Below are 16,346 nucleotides of genomic sequence, written 5' to 3' on the forward strand. Positions count from 1 at the left end.
TATCAGGAAGAACGGCCATTTCCATCAGGAAATCGTAATCCGGCAGCAAGATCAATTCTCGGTCGTTACACCCTGATTGGTCTGCGTTCCGAACAGTTCGGTCGTACCCACACGGACAGCGGCGCCAAGATATTTCACATATTCGATAAAGAGCACGCGCAATGTGTCGCCTTCGGAAACCCAGCTATGTTCGCGGCGGTCCCCGTTCACGACCGGATAGGGAATGAATTCCACATCCTTCATGCGATAGGACATTTCCAGCGTGCTGCGCGGAATATGGTAGTTGTTGGTGACCAGGATCACGCGACGATAGTTGTTGGTACGAATCCAGCGTTCGCTTTCGGTCGCGTTGCCAATGGTGTTGAGTGCCGACCGGTCGAGATCGACACAGCAATCGAAGAGACTCTGGTCGGCATGGGTCGCACGCTGCAGTGCCTTTTCATTGGTCGCCGGATGAACACCACTGATCAGAAGCCGCTTTCCTCGCTTGTCCTTCAGAAGATCAACCGCAGCCTGAATTCTGGACTGGCCACCGGTGAGAACGATGATGGCATCGGCAGGCTCATCGATAGCCGGCGGCTGCATGCTGGTGACCTTTTCACCGAACGCGACGAAGCCGACGAGAAACGCCAGAAGAATAACAAACAAAACGATGGAAACGGGCTGGAGACGTCTGAACATGCGCATCATGACAGACCATAGGAAATTGCCGGAGGCAAGTGCAAGAGATTGCAGGTGAGCGCCATTCCGGCTGCGGCGCCAGACCACATCTCCTGAAGAAAACCCGTTTGCTGTCTGCCTCTGTGCCACTGCATCGTCACTCGACCGGTGCCCGCCCGATAGCGCTTGCGGGATTCGCGTACCATCTCTTCTTCCATCATAGCCAGCATTGCGGCGAGAAGTCGGAGAAGCAGACGAAAATCTTGTCTTGAAAGCGTCTGTATCGGAAAAGGTCTTCATTCGGAGCGCACTCCCGGACCGTCCATGGTTGCAAGCTGGCGGATCACCGTCAGGCGGCTGGTCAGCATGGTCAGGAAACTGACCAGAATAATGATGACGGCAGCGCCGATATAGCCATCGCGCCCGATGGCGAAATTACCGAACATGGCGGCAGCCTGATCGCCTTCAGGTGTCGCCATATGGCTCGACGCCCACCAGGAAAACATCAGGAAGACCAGCATTGCCGCCGCGCCACCGCACAGCGCGCCTTTCAGTGCTGTGCGGAAGAAGTGCCATTCAAACTCGCGCGCCACGAATTTCGATTCCGCGCCGATGAAATGCAGAACCTCGATAATATGGCCATTGCCGGACATCGCACCGCGCGTGGCAAAGATAACAGTTAGAACGGTCGCAGCGATCACAAGCGAGAGAACGCCTGTGCCGACGAACACCGTCGTATGCGCCATGGAGACGAGACGGTCGACCCAGGTGCGGTGATCATCGAAAGTCGCAGCCGGAATGGCGCGGGTGATTTCAGTCCGCATGGTTTCGAAATCAGGTGGCGCATTTTCATCGATCGTAACGACGACAAGACGCGGCACAGGCAATTCATCGATGTTAAGGCCACTGCCGAGCCATGGTTCGAGCAACCGGGCGGTCGCATCCTTGTCGATGATGCTGGTGCCTTTCACACCGGCAAAACCACGCGCGATTTCGCTGGCCTGAGCCAACGCCTTTTCCATATCCTGCCCGTCGACAGGCCGGATCTGGATCGTGGCTTCGCGAGCTATCTGGCTCTGCCAGGCAGCGGCCGAGGCGCGAACGAGCGTCACGCCGCCCATCGTCAGGCATGCCAGAAAGGTCATGATCGCGATCACGATGACAAGTGCGGTTCCCGTTACGCTGCCATCAGGAACGATGGGACTCGGTCCCTGACGCTTCCGGCGTTTGCCGATACGAACGAGCAGCATGTCCTTGAGGTCTTCGAAACGGGCCCGGATGTCATCCAGTATACGTCGCCAGGCGTTCTTTGCATCAATCATAGATGTCGAGCCGCCCATGTTCGAGGATCATGCGTCGCGCATCCACCTGCTCCATCAGGGAAAGGTCGTGGGTCGCGATAATCACAGCCGTGCCCGAACGGTTCAGCTCGGTGAAAAGGCGCAGCAGACGCTTCGCAAGCGGCGGGTCGACATTGCCGGTCGGTTCGTCGGCCAGAAGAAGTTCCGGCTGATCAATGAGCGCGCGCGCAATCGCTGCGCGCTGCTTCTCACCGCCTGAAAGAACCGGCGGCAGCACATTCATGCGGTCGCCGAGCCCGACCCAATGGAGAAGTTCCTCCACCTCATGACGATAGGTTGCCTCTTCCTTTCCGCGCACGCGCAGTGGAAGTGCCACATTCTCATAGGTGGTCATATGGTCGAGCAGGCGGAAATCCTGGAACACGATGCCGATACGACGGCGCAGAAGCGGAATTTCCGCATGATTGAGCCGCGCAACATCCTTGCCGAAAATATTGATAAGACCGCGCGTCGGCTTCAGGGCCATGAAAAGAAGGCGCATGAGCGACGTCTTTCCTGCCCCGGAAGGGCCGGTCAAAAACTGGAATGAACGCGGCGGAATATGGAAACTGACATCGCGCAGGATCTCAGGACCCATTCCATATCGCAGGCCGACATTCTCGAAACGTATCACCGGGCTGTTTCTCTTCAATTGTCCGCACGCTGAACGACGCACGGATGACATCGATATCAAATCGACCTTTATCCTCTATGGTTAATGTTGCGTTAATTCCGCTCGAACGAGCCTTAAAAAATGCGTGACCGAGGCTGCGGCCATGAAGCATTAACCATTATGAGCCAGTGTGTGGCACCGGTCGAAGGGGCGAAAAACGCAAAGGAAGATGACGGCATGATGGCGAAACAACCATCGACAGCGCAGATGTCGCGCGCGCCTTCGTGCGAAAACCATCGCACGACACGGTTTGCTTCCGATGCCGGACTGATTGAAGACGCCGAATTCGAAACCATCGTTCCGGGGTCATCACCCCGGAAATTCCTCTCGTACGGCATTCCGCAGAAGCCGCTCGCCCCACGCAAGCTGATGTCCGAAACAAGTCTTCCCAGCGGATGGCCGGGATTCGGATATTGGGTTTTCGTCGCTCTTTGCGCGACAACCGCTTTCTGGATGGCGGGCGGATATACACTGCTTGCCGGCAAACCTCTTTCCGGCGGGCAGCCAACCTTGCCGCTCATTTCGGCACTTCAGCTTACTGATCTCAAAACCAGCGTCGGAATGCATGACAAGGGCAAGATTCTGAGTGTCGGCGGCCGCATCCGGAACACCACATCCGAAGAACGCGCCACGCCGCCGCTGATCGTCATGATCACCTATAGCGACGGCAGCAAACGCGAACGCCGTCTGGCTCCTGGTGAAGCAATGCTGAAACCGGGTGCATATATCGACTTCGAAACGATGCTTCCGGCGCTGCGCGGCACCATCGAGAAAGTCGATGTGCGATTGGCCACCCCGGCCTAGCAAGGCCGATCCAAAAAACGAGCCTGGCGCCTCCGGCTACTGCCAGCAACCGAGATTACGCCCTTTGAGATTATGCGCATCGATATCGACCACAAGGCGCGGGTCTTCGCGTAAAAGAACCAGCGTCGTGCGCTGTTTGAGATCGATCTTCTGCCAGCCCGCGCATTCGGTTGGCATTGGCGTGCTGTCGATCTTCACCTTTTCCGTCCACGCAGTTGCCGTGCAGCCGGATAGCGCCGCAACAATCGGAACGACCCTAACGGCATTTAGAACAAGCCTTTGTGTTTTCGTCCCACGATGAGTGTTCAAGGCTGACAACTCCAATCTGCCCCGCGAAATCCCTGCCAATCGATCTTGCATTGGCCGGCGTCGCCCGTTCGACATCTGCGCTTATAACGTGCCGCCGCCCTTCTCCGCAATATAGCTGAGCGGGATCGACAGCTTTTAAAAAAGCCCAGCCGACCAACTCTTACTATCCATCAAAACCCAATTTAGAAGAGATATAAAAGCAAACACGAATATACGAAGAATAGCTTTTTCGTTTACTGAAATGACGGGAAAAATCCACAGAGAACAAAAGCCTCCAATCAAGTTAAACATGATTGTCCGAAGAAAAAGACGATTATATGCTTCTTGCTAAATGATTCGCATATGGCATTTTTCACTACACCAACCCTGGGGATTTCCATGCTGAACAAATTGTCGGCTGAATTTTTCGGAACATTCTGGCTTGTTTTCGGGGGCTGCGGCAGCGCAATCCTCGCCGCAGCCTTCCCTGAACTGGGCATCGGCTTTCTCGGCGTTGCTCTCGCCTTCGGTTTGACTGTCCTGACCATGGCTTATGCTGTGGGCGGCATTTCCGGCGGCCATTTCAACCCGGCTGTCTCCTTGGGCCTCATGGTGGCTGGTCGTCTTCCAGCCAAGGACCTGATCCCTTACTGGGTTGCACAGGTTCTGGGCGCCATTGCCGCCGCCGCAGTTCTCTTCCTTATCGCCTCGGGCAAAGAAGGCTTCTCCGCCGGTGGCCTCGCTTCCAACGGCTATGGTGAACTTTCACCGGGCGGCTACAGCATGATGGCGGGCCTGCTCATCGAGGTTATCCTGACGGCCTTCTTCCTTATCATCATTCTGGGCTCCACCTCGTCGCTGGCTCCAGCTGGTTTTGCCCCGATTGCCATCGGTCTCGGTCTCACCCTGATCCATTTGATTTCGATCCCGGTCACCAATACGTCGGTAAATCCGGCCCGCTCGACCGGTGTTGCTCTCTTCGCCGATACGGCAGCACTCAGCCAGCTCTGGCTGTTCTGGGTTGCGCCACTCGTCGGCGCGGCTATCGGCGCGATCATCTGGAAAGGCCTGCTCGGCAAGGATTGATCCAGAACGACAACAATGAAAGGCCGGTTCATTCCGGCCTTTCTTGCTTTCAGGGCTCTTTTGCAATCGTCTCGAACAGAGCCGCACAAAAAATGGTTCCGATCATGGGAAGGATGCTGTAAGTAACATCTATCTTCTTGTTGTAACGCATTATCCGACGCAAAGCTGCTACGCACTTTTGCTGGAAATGCTCCAGATGTTATGAGCAATGTCCCCCTCTACCGATGCTTCTTCTGCGGATCGTTACGCAGCTTTCCGGCACTCTGCCTTCAAAAAATACTGGGGCGCCCGTTTCCTGAGCGCATTTGCGGTGCAAATCGTGAGTGTGTCAGTGGGCTGGCAGATTTATGACCTCACCCGCGACGCCTTCAATCTGGGCATGGTCGGACTGGTGCAATTTCTACCGGCCCTGTTGCTGGTTCTGGTAACCGGTGCTGCTGCCGACCGCTTCGGCAGACGCTTCATCATGGGCTTGTCACTTATCCTGGAAAGCGTGGTGACCGCACTGCTGCTCGGTCTGACGCTCGCCGGTCTGTTCGAGCCCCTGACGGTCTTTGCCTCACTCACACTTTTCGGCGTTGCGCGCGCATTTCTCGGACCCTCCTCAGCATCGCTGGTCGTCAATCTCGTGCCGACCGAGGATTTCGCCAACGCCGTTTCGTGGAATTCATCTGCATGGCAGGTGGCAACAATCGTGGGACCTGTCGCAGGTGGTCTGCTCTATGGCATTTCGCCGGTTGCAGCCTATTCCGTCGCCACGCTGTTCCTGCTGATCGGCTCCGTGCTGATCTTTTCCATTCCAAAGCCCAAACAGCACACGCTTGCCGAGCAGCGCTCGCTGACAAGCATGCTCGCTGGCTTCCGCTACATCTGGAAGGAAAAGATCGTCCTTGGCGCCATCTCGCTCGACCTCTTTGCCGTTCTCCTTGGTGGAACGGTGGCGCTGCTGCCGATTTACGCACGCGACATCCTCGATCTCGGTCCGTGGGGTCTCGGCCTGCTGCGATCCGCTCCCGGTATCGGCGCCGTTCTTACCGCCGTCTGGCTGGCCGGACACCCGATCCGCGACCATGCAGGTCGCGTGATGTTCGTCTTCGTCGGCCTGTTCGGTCTGTTCAATATTATCTTCGGGGTCTCGACCCTGACATGGCTGTCGGTCATTGCTCTGGCACTTGCAGGTGCGGCTGACATGATCAGCGTCTATATCCGTGAAACGCTTATGCAGCTTTGGACACCCGATCACGTGCGCGGTCGTGTCAATGCCGTCAACATGGTCTTTGTCGGTGCATCGAATGAACTGGGCGAGTTTCGCGCCGGCCTGATGGCTGCGGCCATCGGCGCTGTTCCCGCTGTCGTCATCGGTGGATTGGGATCAATCGCCGTTGCTGTTGCCTGGGCGGCAATGTTCCCGCAATTGCGCAAGGCCCGTCACCTGCAGGGACGGACTTGATCTCTCAAATCAGAGATGATCAGGAGGCGGACGTGCTACGATTCGCCTTGTCCATGCGATCCTGAATGGCATTCCTGTCGTCCTGCCGGATGCCGACGAGTTCGGCCACGCGCCACATTACGTCGGCCTCGACTTCGCTCACCTTGCCGTCGGCGTAGACCATTTCCCACATCAGTCCGATCAGGTCTAGGCGAGCCTGATAATCGAGCTGCCGCTTCAGAACCGAAGTGAAATCCGAAAGGTCAATCGCTTCCTGATCGGCTTTTTCCGCTGCCTGGATGAGTTGTTTCAGACTGTCGCCTTTAAGGCCATATTTCTGTGACAGCATCGAAGAAAGCTTCTTACGCTCGCTTTCCCGCGTTTCGCCGTCGGCATCCATGATGTGATAAAGCAAAGCGGCGGCGGCCAGTCGTGGATCATCATTGGAAAATTTTTCGCTCCGGTCACGAAAACCGCCGGCCGGGAGTTCTTTTAAAAAATCCAGAAGACGATCGAACATTCACCCTCGCTGCCATGTTTGCGACTTGCCAGCCGTTACGGCGATTCCGGCATCTTTGTTAGCAACATCGAAGGTAACGAGCTGAATGCGCCACGCAAGACGGTAAACAGTCTTGCGCAACCGTTTACCGTCCAAGAGATGGGCTGCGTTGTTTTTCGGCAACGATTTCTCGGAAGCCTGATCAGAAAAGCCTCAATCCACTCTGGGCTTTTTGTGAAGATTTGTTTTCGTCAACACCCGGATCGTCCACCACCAGATGCGCGCGACGCGGCTCGTCTTCCCTATCGTCATCAGTCGCGACCACATTTGGGACAGGCGACTTCACCTCCTCGACCTTCTTTACCGAAGGGGCTGGCGATACCTTGACCGGCTCGGCGGCGGGCACGATGACTTCAGCTTCCTCAACATCGCGAACAGGCGACTTTCTCTCCACGACGGCTGATGCATCCACTACGCCAGCCTTGTCTTTCGGCTCTGCAAGAACCAGCGGATTGCCCGACTTTGCTTCCACCGGGCCTTTGATTTCAGGTTTTTCCGCTTCAATGGCTGGAGCAAGTTCCACGACGGGAACCTTCCACTCGAAGCTGTTGAGGCGTCCCGTAACCGGCGATACAGGCGACCATTGTTCTGAAACATAACCGTCGGCGGTCCAAGCGGGATCACGCGGCGCTTTGACGGCTCGCGCCAGCCATTCACGAACCTTACCCTGATCGCCCGTTTCAGCTTCTTCAATATCGGCCAGCAACAGATAGGCGCTTTCGCGCGGCGAAGCACGCAGAACCTGCTCGGCACTGTCACGGGCAAGGCGATAATCACCCGCCTCATAGGCAGCGCGCGCCAGCGCAAGACTGCCCTCGGCATTGTTGGATCGCAGCGATACGAGATGCTTTGCACGCTTCAATCGATCCTGTGCCGTATCGCCGGATCGTGCATAGACATAGGTTGAGGCAATGTCAGGATGCGGAAACCGCTTCCAGGCCGCTTCCAGAATTTTCGAACCTTTTCGCATATCGCCATCGGAAAAAAGCGCACGCGCGGCAACCACGGCAGCAGGCACCAGATCGGGTGTCAGCTTGTTTGCCTCCAGCGCCAGCGCCTTTGCCTGCGCATGATCAACATCGGCGACTGCCATCGCCTTGGCGGTCAAAAGTGCGGCGCGTTCTTTCTTCACCACATCCTTGCTATGGGCGAGTGCCTGTTTGCGTGCATCGACAAGCTTCAGCGCCGCATCCCAGTCGCCCTCGGCACAAAGCTGGCCCATCATGGCTGACGAGGCCCATTCAAGCTGCGGCGCTTGGCTCGCGGCTTCGGCGGCATAATGGCGTGCGGCATCGAGAGCGCCAACGCGCTGGGCTTCGATGTAAAGCCCGCGCAAACCGAGCAACCGTGTCTCGGGATCATCCACCATCGCTTCGAAGCCTTTGCGGGCATCTTCCGTGCGCCCTTCCAGCATAGCGGTCTGCGCTTCGAGAAGCTTTATCAGCGGCTCCTGATCGGAACTCAGCAATTTGCCGGCCTGCTTGGTCATGCGGCGCGCTGCTTCCGCATCGCCGGCCCCGGCTGCAATCAATCCGGTTGAAAGCGACTGATAACCACGATCACGCTTGCGCGCACGAAAATGCCTGCGCAGCGTGTAAGGTGACTGGATGATGCTCTTGACCAGCCACCACAGGATCAGGATGGCCGCGACGATGGCAACGATCCCCGCAACAGCGGTTATCAGCGGTACATTGTAATGATTGCCCGCAAAAGTGACATCAAGTTCACCCGGACGGTCCGCAAGCCAGGCAAAGCCGAAACCAAGCGCGGCAACGACGACGAAATAGAACAGGACACGCAGCATCGGCCCGCCTCCTACTGACCGGAAGAGGCCGGAGCCTCGCCGGTTTCACCCATAGACGACTTGGGTTTCAAGCTGTCGGCAACGAGGCGCTGCACCAGTGCATCAGCGTCACGCCGCGCCCGAATCTGATCAGCGAATTCCTGCGAGGTAGCCTTGGCATCAGCAGGCAACTGTTCCCATTCGCTGAGAGCACGCTCCAGATCACCCGCCTGCAAGGCGGCCTCCATTCGGGCCGTGATCGGTCCGGCACCAGTGCCGGTGACATTGCCCGCAACCGGGCGCACGCTTACCAGTCCTCTGGCGCTGGCGACAAGCTGATCCCAAATTCCGGCATCGGCAGGCAGCTTGTTTTCCGTCGCGACGATCCGGTTCGCAACAGCACCGAACCACGCATTCAGGTCGGCAACGGTCGGAACGCCCTTGTCAGCGTGGGCGCGCAGCTGTTCGATGGATGCCTCGTCCGGTGCAACCGAAGCGTAAGTGTCCAGTTCCGCCTTGAAAGAACCACCACGATCAATCGCCGTTTTCAGCGCATTGGCCGCTATAAGCGCCGTCGCATCGGGCTGGCGTGAAGCCTGGGTGACCTTCTCCTGCAAGGAGGTCAGTTTCGATTCGAGCGATGAAATCGTGCCGCTGTTTCCCGAAACTCCGGCTGTCGCCTCATCCGCCCGGCTCTGTGTCGCTGAAAGCTTGCTTTCCAGCGCGTCCAACCGCTCGGTCAGAGCAGTGGTATCGACTGCCGCGTCCTGCTCAGCCTCTTTCGGCAAGGCGGCAAATTGCTGCTGAAGATCGGCGAAGGAACCTGCCACCGCCTCTGCCTTGATCTCGGCTGCCTGAACATTCTTTTCCAGAGCCGCAAGCTGCGCGCGGCTTGTATCGTCAAGCGGCGCCGGCGTCGGATTGGTCCGCAAGTCGGCGATCTGCTGTTCCATATGCGCAAGCTGTTCCGCTGTCACTCTCGCGCCCGGAGAGGGGATAACATTGCCCCATTGCAGCGCCAGCAAACCGCCAAGCCCGATTACACCACCAGCAATACCGGCCAGAAGATGCGACGCGCCCGCACCGCTCTTTTGAGCAGTCTGCTGGGTTTCCGGTTTCACGCCCGAGGTAAAAGGTGGTTTGGTATAAGTCGAACTTTCCGGCGTTTCCGTCTTCACGGTCTTTTCGGCAGTCGTCGCTTCGGGTTTGGGTGATACAGGCTTCGGGGTTTCAGATTTTGAGAAATTTCCCACCGGCTCCGCATCTGGCGTCGCCTTCGCCGGTTCGTCAACCCGCTTCACATCCGATGGATCAAGATTGATTGTCACAGGATTACGGGCCGATTTGGAGTGTCGCGGAGTGCCGGGTTTCGCCATGGATCCTCTCGTAAATGCCGATTGGTTGCCTCAAACTCTAACAGATAAAATCGCCAGATGAAGGAAGGTTGCGCCGAAATGAGTCAAAGTTTGGCAAACAGCCGGAAAAGTCCGCCTTCATCCGGATGGTCTGCGACAAGCGCATTTGCCCGCCAGAGCGACGGCAACCGGTCGGCCACACGGGCAGAAATGCATAAAAACCGCGTTTTCTCGTCAAAAGGCGGCGCGATTTCATGCATCGCTTCGACGAAGCTCGTCGCGGCAACGCCGGAATAGAGCATGACCGCGACAAAAGGCGCGCCGTCAAGCACATTCCGAAGTGCTGACGCAGAATAAGGAATTGTCTCCGTGTCATAGACATCGGCAACATGCATATCGAGTTTGGCGGCCTGTATCTCGTCCTCGAACACCGGTTGGCGCACCCGTCCGGCGAGATAAAGAACACGGGATTGTTCGGGAAGATCGCGCCGCATCGTCGCTGCAAGACGAACCGCATCACCGCCCCCGTCGATCACATGACCGAACCCGGCCTTCTGCGCTGCCTGCGCTGTTCCCTGTCCCACAGCAAAGAGCGGCAGGCCAAGAAACGGCTTCAGCCGTTCCGTGTCGATATGGTGAAAGGCATTGGCGCTCGTCACTGTCAAAGCCGCAAACGGGCCATCGGGCAGAGCAAAGGAAAGCGCAACGGTTCGGCTCAGTGGAAGGAGAACCGGCTCATAGCCTCTCGACGCCAGTTTGGCGGCAGTCTCGGAGCCAGCCGGCTGTGGCCGCATCACCAGAACGCGACCAAGAGATGCGATTTGTGCTGGCCCCGCCAAATCTACTCCCAGCCCTCGAAGAATTGGGGACCAGCCTTCGCGCGCAGATGCTCCGCGGCTTCTTTGCCAAGAACGGCGGCATTTGATGCCGGACCTTCCGTCCTTATCTCGTGCGCTTCAGACCCGTCCGGCTTCAAAATCATGCCGTGAAAGGAAACCGTATCGCCGTTCACGGTTGCAAGACCGGCAATCGGCGTGCGGCAGGAACCGTCAAGGGCAGCCAGAAATGCCCGTTCGCAGGCAAGTGCAATACCAGTCTCGCGATGCGCAAGGGGCGCCAGCAGCGTGTCGATACGCGTATCGCCGATACGGGTCTCGATGCCGATGGCACCTTGTCCCGGCGCAGGCGGGAAGCTTTCCGGATCGGCCAGGTCTGTAATGACATCGCCTAGCCCCAGACGCCGCAACCCCGCACAGGCGAGAAACGTCCCGTCGACTTCTCCGGCTTCCAGTTTGCGAAGGCGAGTATCGACATTGCCGCGGAAAATCACCACTTGAATGTCGGGACGAAGACGGCGGATCAAAGCCTGACGACGCAATGATGACGATCCAACAGTTGCACCCTGCGGCAGATCGATAAGGCGGGAGGCCGTACGACCGATAAAGGCATCGCGCGGATCTTCGCGCTCAAGGAAAACAGAAAGATGCAGACCATCGGGCAGAACCGTCGGCATATCCTTGGTCGAATGGACCGCAAGATCGATTCGACCATCCGTCAGCGCCTGCTCGATCTCTTCGGTAAAAAGCCCCTTGCCGCCGATCTCGGAAAGCGCGCGATCCTGAATACGGTCGCCCGCCGTCGACATGGGAATGATTTCAATGGCTTCTTCCGGCAGACCATGTGCCTCCATAAGGCGGCGACGCGTCTCGTAAGCCTGGGCGAGAGCAAGCTTGCTGCCCCGCGTGCCTATCTTCAACGTGCCATTCTTTAAGGATGCTGTTTGCATATTGCGTCGTCCATGGTACCGGATTTTTTCAATGAATTATGAGACAGGCAGGGTCTAACCGCAAATGCGCATTCTTGGAATAGAAACAAGTTGCGACGAAACAGCCGCCGCAATCGTCGAACGTGACGATCAAGGTGAAGGACGGATTCTGTCCAATGTGGTTTTGAGCCAGATCGCCGAGCACGAACCCTATGGCGGTGTGGTGCCGGAGATTGCCGCACGCGCCCATGTCGAAGCGCTGGACCGGCTGGTTGCGCGCGCGCTCGAAGATGCCGACATGAAGCTTGCCGATGTCGATGCGGTGGCCGCCACGGCAGGACCGGGGCTGATCGGCGGACTGATCGTCGGGCTGATGACCGCCAAGGCACTGGCCATGGCGGCACAGAAGCCGTTTTATGCCGTCAACCATCTGGAAGGCCATGCATTGACGGCGCGTCTGACCGACAGCCTGCCGTTTCCTTATCTGTTGCTGCTCGTTTCCGGCGGTCATACGCAGATGGTGCTGATACGCGGTATTGGCGACTACGAACGCCTCGGCACCACTATTGACGACGCGCTGGGCGAAGCCTTCGACAAAACGGCAAAGCTTTTGGGTCTGCCTTATCCGGGCGGTCCGGCAGTCGAACGTATGGCGCTTCAGGGCAATCCGAAGCGATTCGCCCTGCCGCGACCGCTGAAGGGCGAAGCACGGCTCGATTTTTCCTTTTCCGGTCTCAAGACGGCAGTGCGCCAGACGGCAACAGAACTGGTTCCATTGTCGGTGCAGGACGTGGCCGATATTTGCGCCTCTTTCCAGACTGCAGTCGCCGACACGCTGTCCGACCGGGTGGGCCGGTCACTTGAACGTTTCAGAAACGAATTTCCCGATTGCGAAACACCGGCGCTTGTCGTTGCGGGCGGGGTCGCGGCCAACAAGACCTTGCGCGCCGCGCTCGAAACTCTTTGCGCCCGGCACGGTTTCAGCTTCATCGCTCCGCCGCTCGATCTATGCACCGACAATGCTGCAATGATTGCCTGGGCCGGTGCCGAACGGGCCGCAACGGAAGCTCCTGATTCGCTCGATCTTGCACCGCGCTCGCGCTGGCCGCTTGACGAGAAGTCGGCTCCGCTGATCGGAACCGGACGACGTGGAGCCAAGGCATGAGCGAAAAGACTAGCAAGATTGCTATTCTGGGTGGTGGTGCCTGGGGCACGGCCCTTGCGGCTATGGCATGCAGCCGCGGCCATGATACATGGCTTTATGCCCGCGACGAGGCGATGGTCGAAGCCATCAACCGGACACACCGCAATCCGCGCTATCTGGGCGAGATCGACCTTCCCGGCGCTATAAATGCAAGCACGGACGTGGCTGCTGCCGCCGAACATGCGGATGCCGTTCTGGCCGTCATTCCCGCGCAGGCCATGCGCGCCGGGCTTTCGCAGTTGAGCAGTCTTATTCCGCAAACCGCACCCGTCGTGCTCTGCGCGAAAGGGATCGAACGCAGCACCGGACGGCTGATGTCGGAAATCGTAGCCGAAGTTCTGCCGAACCATCGGATCGCAGCGCTATCCGGTCCGAGTTTTGCAACAGACGTCGCCAGAGGGCTTCCGACCGCTGTGACGGTTGCCTGCGAGGAAGCAGCAATTGCCGATCGGCTCGCAGCACTTCTGTCCGGTCCAGCCTTCCGATGCTATTCGACAACCGATCTAAAAGGGGTCGAAATCGGCGGTGCCCTGAAGAATGTCCTCGCTATTGCCGCCGGTGCTGCCGTCGGGCGCGGGTTCGGCGCAAGCGCACAGGCTGCTCTCGTCACGCGCGGGTTTGCGGAACTCCGCCGCATCGGTCAGGCCATGGGTGCCAGACCCGAAACCATCATGGGGCTTTCCGGTCTCGGCGATCTGATGCTGACCTGCTCTTCGTCACAGTCACGCAATTACTCCTACGGGCTGGCACTCGGACGCGGCGAGGATCTGACCAATCGCCCGCTTGCCGAAGGCGTAGCGACCGCACCGATTGCCGCCGAACTATGCCGCAAACATGCTATCTCCGCACCCATCATCGATGCGACGGGAGCACTGCTTGACGGCACCATCACCATTGACGAAGCCGTGACGGCTCTGCTCAACCGACCACTCAAAACCGAGGACTAGAGCGTGATCCCGAAGGTGGGAACCGGTTTTCGGACAAGATCATGCTCGAACGGAAAGGATAATTGACAATGCTTTTTGCTCTTCTGTGCAACGACAAGCCGGACCATCTGCAAGTGCGCCTCGATACGCGCCCTGCACATCTCGACTATCTCAAGGGTCTTGGTGACGGGCTGAAGTTCGCAGGCCCCTTCCTCGGTGAAGACGGCAAGCCAAACGGCAGTCTGGTCGTTGTCGAAGCTGCCGACAAGGCCGCAGCAGAAAAGATCGCTGCCAACGATCCTTACGCACTGGCAGGCCTGTTTCAGAACGTAACCGTGCGTCCGTGGAATTGGGCGATCAACAATCCCGCCAACGCTTGAGGCTCATGACTGATGGCTTATTGGCTGTTCAAATCCGAACCGTTCAAATGGTCATGGGAAATGCAGAAAGCCCGTGGCGAAAAAGGCGAGCAATGGGATGGTGTGCGCAATTATCTGGCGCGCAACAACATGCGCGCCATGAAACTGGGCGACAAGGGCTTCTTCTATCATTCCAACGAAGGGCTGGAAGTCGTCGGCATCGTCGAGGTCTGTGCGCTGGCGCATCATGACAGTACGACGGACGATCCGCGCTGGGAATGCGTGGATATCAGAGCTGTGCGCGACATGCCGAAGCCGGTAACGCTGAAAGATGTGAAAGCCAATCCGAAGCTAGAGAAGATGGCGCTCGTCACCTCGATGCGTCTTTCGGTGCAGCCAGTGACGGAAGATGAATGGATCGAAGTCTGCCGCATGGGCGGACTGGACGCAAAGAGCGCTTTGGCATGAGCATGTCTGCATCCCCAAACCGGTTCCCGCTTTAGGGAGACATGCTCTGATGCTCGATCCGGCACATAAAAGCGCGCGTGATTTCATTCTGGCCAATACCAGCCTGCAAGCGCCGCCGCACGTGCCGGAAATTCGTCTGCATCTGGCCGATGAAGCGCACGACCTCTGGCACAAGACCGAGGAAGAGCTTGCTACAATCGGCCTGCCACCGCCCTTCTGGGCTTTCGCCTGGGCTGGTGGTCAGGGTGTGGCACGCTATATCCTTGATCATCCAGAAACGGTGAAAGACAAGACGGTACTCGATTTTGCATCCGGTTCCGGCCTTGTCGCCATTGCCGCCATGCAGGCAGGGGCATCAAGCGTGCTGGCGTCGGACATCGATCCCTTCGCGCTTCCCGCCATCGAGATCAATGCATCGGCCAATGGCGTGTCGGTTGCTCCCTCTCTGGATGACCTCATCGGCAATGACGGTGGTTGGGATGTGATCCTGGCAGGCGATGTCTTTTATGAAAAGCCACTCGCCGAGCGGCTTATTCCCTGGTTTTCAAAACTTGCCGAACGTGGCGCCCGTATCGTCGTCGGCGATCCGGGACGCGCCTATCTACCGAAAGACCGGCTGCAGCAACTTGCCGTCTATACCGTGCCTGTTACCCGCGCCCTTGAAGACGCTGAAGTGAAGCGAACGACCGTCTGGGCGTTTATTTAAGCAAATTTCTTCGCACCCGCCACACACACGACGACCACCGCTGCCGTCGCGACCATACCCATGCTGACGGGTTCCCCCGCAATACCGGCAGCCAGCATAAGGCCAAAGAAAGGCTGGAGAAGCTGTAACTGGCCGACAGTGGCGGCACCACCCTGCGCAAGGCCGCGATACCAGAAGAAGAAGCCGATCAGCATCGAAAACAGCGAGACATAGCCGAGGCTTATCCAGGCTGGCGTGCCGATGCCTGCCCATGTCTCCGGACGCGTCAAAACACTCAGCGGCAGCATGACCGGCAGCGAGAACACCAGCGCCCAGCAGATAACCTGCCAGCCGCCGAGCCTGCGCGAAAGCTGCGTGCCTTCGGCATAGCCCAGACCGCAGACGATAACAGCAGCGAGCATCAACACGTCACCCAGAAGCGTGGACTGGCTTCCCTGCCCATAGGCATAGGAAGCGACAATGAGGCTTCCAACCACTGAAAACAGCCAGAACATCGGGCGCGGATGCTCACCACCGCGCAGGACAGCGAAGATTGCCGTGGCGAGCGGCAGAAGTCCGATAAAGACAATCGCATGGGCGGATGTCATATGCTGGAGGGCAAGCCCCGTCAGAAGCGGGAAACCGACGACCACGCCAAGCGCCACAACAATCAACGAGATGGCATCGTTACGGCGGGGAAAAGGTTCCCGAAACGCCAGCAGAAGCGCCATGCCAAGCAGTCCCGCGATAGACGCTCGCGCCATTGTCAGAAACGTCGGATCGATATCGATCACCGCCAGCCGCGTTGCCGGCAGCGAGCCGGAAAAAATCAATACGCCCAAAAACCCGTTGACCCATCCGGCGGTCTTATTCCCAACATTCTCACGCATAGTGTCTTTTCGACTTTCTCTAAAATCGTATAAGGATTCGTGAGACAATGCCGCGGAACTGCCCGAATAATC

18 protein-coding genes are annotated in these 16,346 nt (G+C 57.9%); 8 read left to right on the top strand and 10 right to left on the bottom strand.

What is annotated here, in order from left to right:
* Nucleotides 1-51: 51 nt before the first annotated feature.
* The 3 genes from FG152_RS03185 to ftsE are packed head-to-tail and all read right to left on the bottom strand — an operon-like array spanning nucleotide 52 to nucleotide 2,598.
* Nucleotides 52-960, bottom strand: coding sequence for a YdcF family protein (locus FG152_RS03185; protein ID WP_010657541.1), 909 nt, complete (start codon nucleotides 958-960; stop codon nucleotides 52-54).
* The gene (locus tag FG152_RS03190) at nucleotides 957-2,000 is read right to left on the bottom strand and encodes a cell division protein FtsX (protein ID WP_010657542.1); all 1,044 of its coding nucleotides are present in this window, start codon (nucleotides 1,998-2,000) and stop codon (nucleotides 957-959) included. The genes FG152_RS03185 and FG152_RS03190 overlap by 4 nt, the downstream gene beginning before the upstream one ends.
* Complete coding sequence (gene ftsE, locus FG152_RS03195; RefSeq protein ID WP_029375806.1) at nucleotides 1,975-2,598, bottom strand: cell division ATP-binding protein FtsE; 624 nt, start codon at nucleotides 2,596-2,598, stop codon at nucleotides 1,975-1,977. Before ftsE ends, FG152_RS03190 begins: the two co-directional genes overlap by 26 nt.
* Nucleotides 2,599-2,850: 252 nt before the next feature.
* Here ftsE and FG152_RS03200 point away from each other — a divergent pair, with 252 nt between their 5' ends.
* Nucleotides 2,851-3,477, top strand: coding sequence for a hypothetical protein (locus FG152_RS03200; RefSeq protein ID WP_050897419.1), 627 nt, complete (start codon nucleotides 2,851-2,853; stop codon nucleotides 3,475-3,477).
* Nucleotides 3,478-3,513: 36 nt separating this feature from the next.
* Here FG152_RS03200 and FG152_RS03205 read toward each other — a convergent pair whose 3' ends face one another.
* Nucleotides 3,514-3,786 (bottom strand): hypothetical protein, encoded by a 273-nt coding sequence (locus FG152_RS03205; RefSeq protein WP_010657545.1) that lies wholly within the window; start codon nucleotides 3,784-3,786, stop codon nucleotides 3,514-3,516.
* Nucleotides 3,787-4,164: 378 nt separating this feature from the next.
* Between FG152_RS03205 and aqpZ the strand changes: the two genes are divergently transcribed.
* Nucleotides 4,165-4,851, top strand: a complete 687-nt coding sequence (gene aqpZ / locus FG152_RS03210) for an aquaporin Z (RefSeq protein WP_010657546.1) — start codon at nucleotides 4,165-4,167, stop codon at nucleotides 4,849-4,851.
* A gap of 208 nt (nucleotides 4,852-5,059) precedes the next feature.
* Complete coding sequence (locus tag FG152_RS03215; RefSeq protein WP_010657547.1) at nucleotides 5,060-6,301, top strand: MFS transporter; 1,242 nt, start codon at nucleotides 5,060-5,062, stop codon at nucleotides 6,299-6,301.
* Between the two features lie 19 nt (nucleotides 6,302-6,320).
* Here FG152_RS03215 and FG152_RS03220 read toward each other — a convergent pair whose 3' ends face one another.
* From FG152_RS03220 to hemC, 5 genes are all read right to left on the bottom strand, one after another.
* Nucleotides 6,321-6,800: a tellurite resistance TerB family protein gene (locus tag FG152_RS03220; RefSeq protein ID WP_010657548.1), complete on the bottom strand. Its 480-nt coding sequence runs from the start codon at nucleotides 6,798-6,800 to the stop codon at nucleotides 6,321-6,323.
* A gap of 181 nt (nucleotides 6,801-6,981) precedes the next feature.
* Nucleotides 6,982-8,643, bottom strand: coding sequence for a heme biosynthesis protein HemY (locus FG152_RS03225; protein ID WP_010657549.1), 1,662 nt, complete (start codon nucleotides 8,641-8,643; stop codon nucleotides 6,982-6,984).
* Between the two features lie 11 nt (nucleotides 8,644-8,654).
* A complete protein-coding gene (locus FG152_RS03230; RefSeq protein ID WP_010657550.1) occupies nucleotides 8,655-9,998 on the bottom strand; it encodes a COG4223 family protein in 1,344 nt (447 codons plus the stop codon).
* An 83-nt stretch (nucleotides 9,999-10,081) separates the two neighbouring features.
* Entirely contained in the window at nucleotides 10,082-10,771 is a 690-nt protein-coding gene (locus tag FG152_RS03235; protein WP_043061810.1) for a uroporphyrinogen-III synthase, read from the bottom strand.
* A gap of 47 nt (nucleotides 10,772-10,818) precedes the next feature.
* On the bottom strand, nucleotides 10,819-11,763 hold the full coding sequence (hemC, locus tag FG152_RS03240) for a hydroxymethylbilane synthase (protein WP_010657552.1): 945 nt from the start codon (nucleotides 11,761-11,763) through the stop codon (nucleotides 10,819-10,821).
* A 64-nt stretch (nucleotides 11,764-11,827) separates the two neighbouring features.
* On the opposite strand from hemC, the gene tsaD reads away from it, so the two are divergent.
* The 5 genes from tsaD (at nucleotide 11,828) to FG152_RS03265 (ending at nucleotide 15,405) form a co-directional block, all read left to right on the top strand.
* Nucleotides 11,828-12,907 (top strand): tRNA (adenosine(37)-N6)-threonylcarbamoyltransferase complex transferase subunit TsaD, encoded by a 1,080-nt coding sequence (tsaD, locus tag FG152_RS03245; RefSeq protein WP_010657553.1) that lies wholly within the window; start codon nucleotides 11,828-11,830, stop codon nucleotides 12,905-12,907.
* Complete coding sequence (locus FG152_RS03250; RefSeq protein ID WP_010657554.1) at nucleotides 12,904-13,893, top strand: NAD(P)H-dependent glycerol-3-phosphate dehydrogenase; 990 nt, start codon at nucleotides 12,904-12,906, stop codon at nucleotides 13,891-13,893. Before tsaD ends, FG152_RS03250 begins: the two co-directional genes overlap by 4 nt.
* Nucleotides 13,894-13,961: 68 nt before the next feature.
* Nucleotides 13,962-14,252 (top strand): YciI-like protein, encoded by a 291-nt coding sequence (locus tag FG152_RS03255; RefSeq protein ID WP_010657555.1) that lies wholly within the window; start codon nucleotides 13,962-13,964, stop codon nucleotides 14,250-14,252.
* 12 nt (nucleotides 14,253-14,264) lie between these two features.
* Nucleotides 14,265-14,699 carry an EVE domain-containing protein gene (locus FG152_RS03260; RefSeq protein ID WP_010657556.1) on the top strand — a complete coding sequence of 145 codons (435 nt, stop codon included), beginning with the start codon at nucleotides 14,265-14,267 and terminating at the stop codon, nucleotides 14,697-14,699.
* A gap of 49 nt (nucleotides 14,700-14,748) precedes the next feature.
* Entirely contained in the window at nucleotides 14,749-15,405 is a 657-nt protein-coding gene (locus FG152_RS03265) for a class I SAM-dependent methyltransferase (RefSeq protein ID WP_029929700.1), read from the top strand.
* On the opposite strand, the gene FG152_RS03270 is transcribed toward FG152_RS03265, so the two are convergent.
* The gene (locus FG152_RS03270; RefSeq protein WP_498985265.1) at nucleotides 15,402-16,274 is read right to left on the bottom strand and encodes a DMT family transporter; all 873 of its coding nucleotides are present in this window, start codon (nucleotides 16,272-16,274) and stop codon (nucleotides 15,402-15,404) included. The two genes, FG152_RS03265 and FG152_RS03270, sit on opposite strands and share 4 nt — an antisense overlap.
* Between the last annotated feature and the right edge of the window lie 72 nt (nucleotides 16,275-16,346).

This window comes from Ochrobactrum sp. XJ1 (assembly GCF_024701725.1).
Classification (GTDB): domain Bacteria; phylum Pseudomonadota; class Alphaproteobacteria; order Rhizobiales; family Rhizobiaceae; genus Brucella; species Brucella anthropi.

What these genes read in the sequence shown, in the direction of transcription:
- FG152_RS03185 (WP_010657541.1), bottom strand. Translation starts at nt 960, where the DNA reads ATGAAGACCTTTTCCGATACAGACGCTTTCAAGACAAGATTTTCGTCT.
- FG152_RS03190 (WP_010657542.1), bottom strand. Translation starts at nt 2,000, where the DNA reads ATGGGCGGCTCGACATCTATGATTGATGCAAAGAACGCCTGGCGACGT.
- ftsE (WP_029375806.1), bottom strand. Translation starts at nt 2,598, where the DNA reads ATGGGTCCTGAGATCCTGCGCGATGTCAGTTTCCATATTCCGCCGCGT.
- FG152_RS03200 (WP_050897419.1), top strand. Translation starts at nt 2,851, where the DNA reads ATGATGGCGAAACAACCATCGACAGCGCAGATGTCGCGCGCGCCTTCG.
- aqpZ (WP_010657546.1), top strand. Translation starts at nt 4,165, where the DNA reads ATGCTGAACAAATTGTCGGCTGAATTTTTCGGAACATTCTGGCTTGTT.
- FG152_RS03215 (WP_010657547.1), top strand. Translation starts at nt 5,060, where the DNA reads ATGTCCCCCTCTACCGATGCTTCTTCTGCGGATCGTTACGCAGCTTTC.
- FG152_RS03220 (WP_010657548.1), bottom strand. Translation starts at nt 6,800, where the DNA reads ATGTTCGATCGTCTTCTGGATTTTTTAAAAGAACTCCCGGCCGGCGGT.
- FG152_RS03225 (WP_010657549.1), bottom strand. Translation starts at nt 8,643, where the DNA reads ATGCTGCGTGTCCTGTTCTATTTCGTCGTCGTTGCCGCGCTTGGTTTC.
- FG152_RS03230 (WP_010657550.1), bottom strand. Translation starts at nt 9,998, where the DNA reads ATGGCGAAACCCGGCACTCCGCGACACTCCAAATCGGCCCGTAATCCT.
- FG152_RS03235 (WP_043061810.1), bottom strand. Translation starts at nt 10,771, where the DNA reads ATGCGGCCACAGCCGGCTGGCTCCGAGACTGCCGCCAAACTGGCGTCG.
- hemC (WP_010657552.1), bottom strand. Translation starts at nt 11,763, where the DNA reads ATGCAAACAGCATCCTTAAAGAATGGCACGTTGAAGATAGGCACGCGG.
- tsaD (WP_010657553.1), top strand. Translation starts at nt 11,828, where the DNA reads ATGCGCATTCTTGGAATAGAAACAAGTTGCGACGAAACAGCCGCCGCA.
- FG152_RS03250 (WP_010657554.1), top strand. Translation starts at nt 12,904, where the DNA reads ATGAGCGAAAAGACTAGCAAGATTGCTATTCTGGGTGGTGGTGCCTGG.
- FG152_RS03255 (WP_010657555.1), top strand. Translation starts at nt 13,962, where the DNA reads ATGCTTTTTGCTCTTCTGTGCAACGACAAGCCGGACCATCTGCAAGTG.
- FG152_RS03260 (WP_010657556.1), top strand. Translation starts at nt 14,265, where the DNA reads ATGGCTTATTGGCTGTTCAAATCCGAACCGTTCAAATGGTCATGGGAA.
- FG152_RS03265 (WP_029929700.1), top strand. Translation starts at nt 14,749, where the DNA reads ATGCTCGATCCGGCACATAAAAGCGCGCGTGATTTCATTCTGGCCAAT.
- FG152_RS03270 (WP_498985265.1), bottom strand. Translation starts at nt 16,274, where the DNA reads ATGCGTGAGAATGTTGGGAATAAGACCGCCGGATGGGTCAACGGGTTT.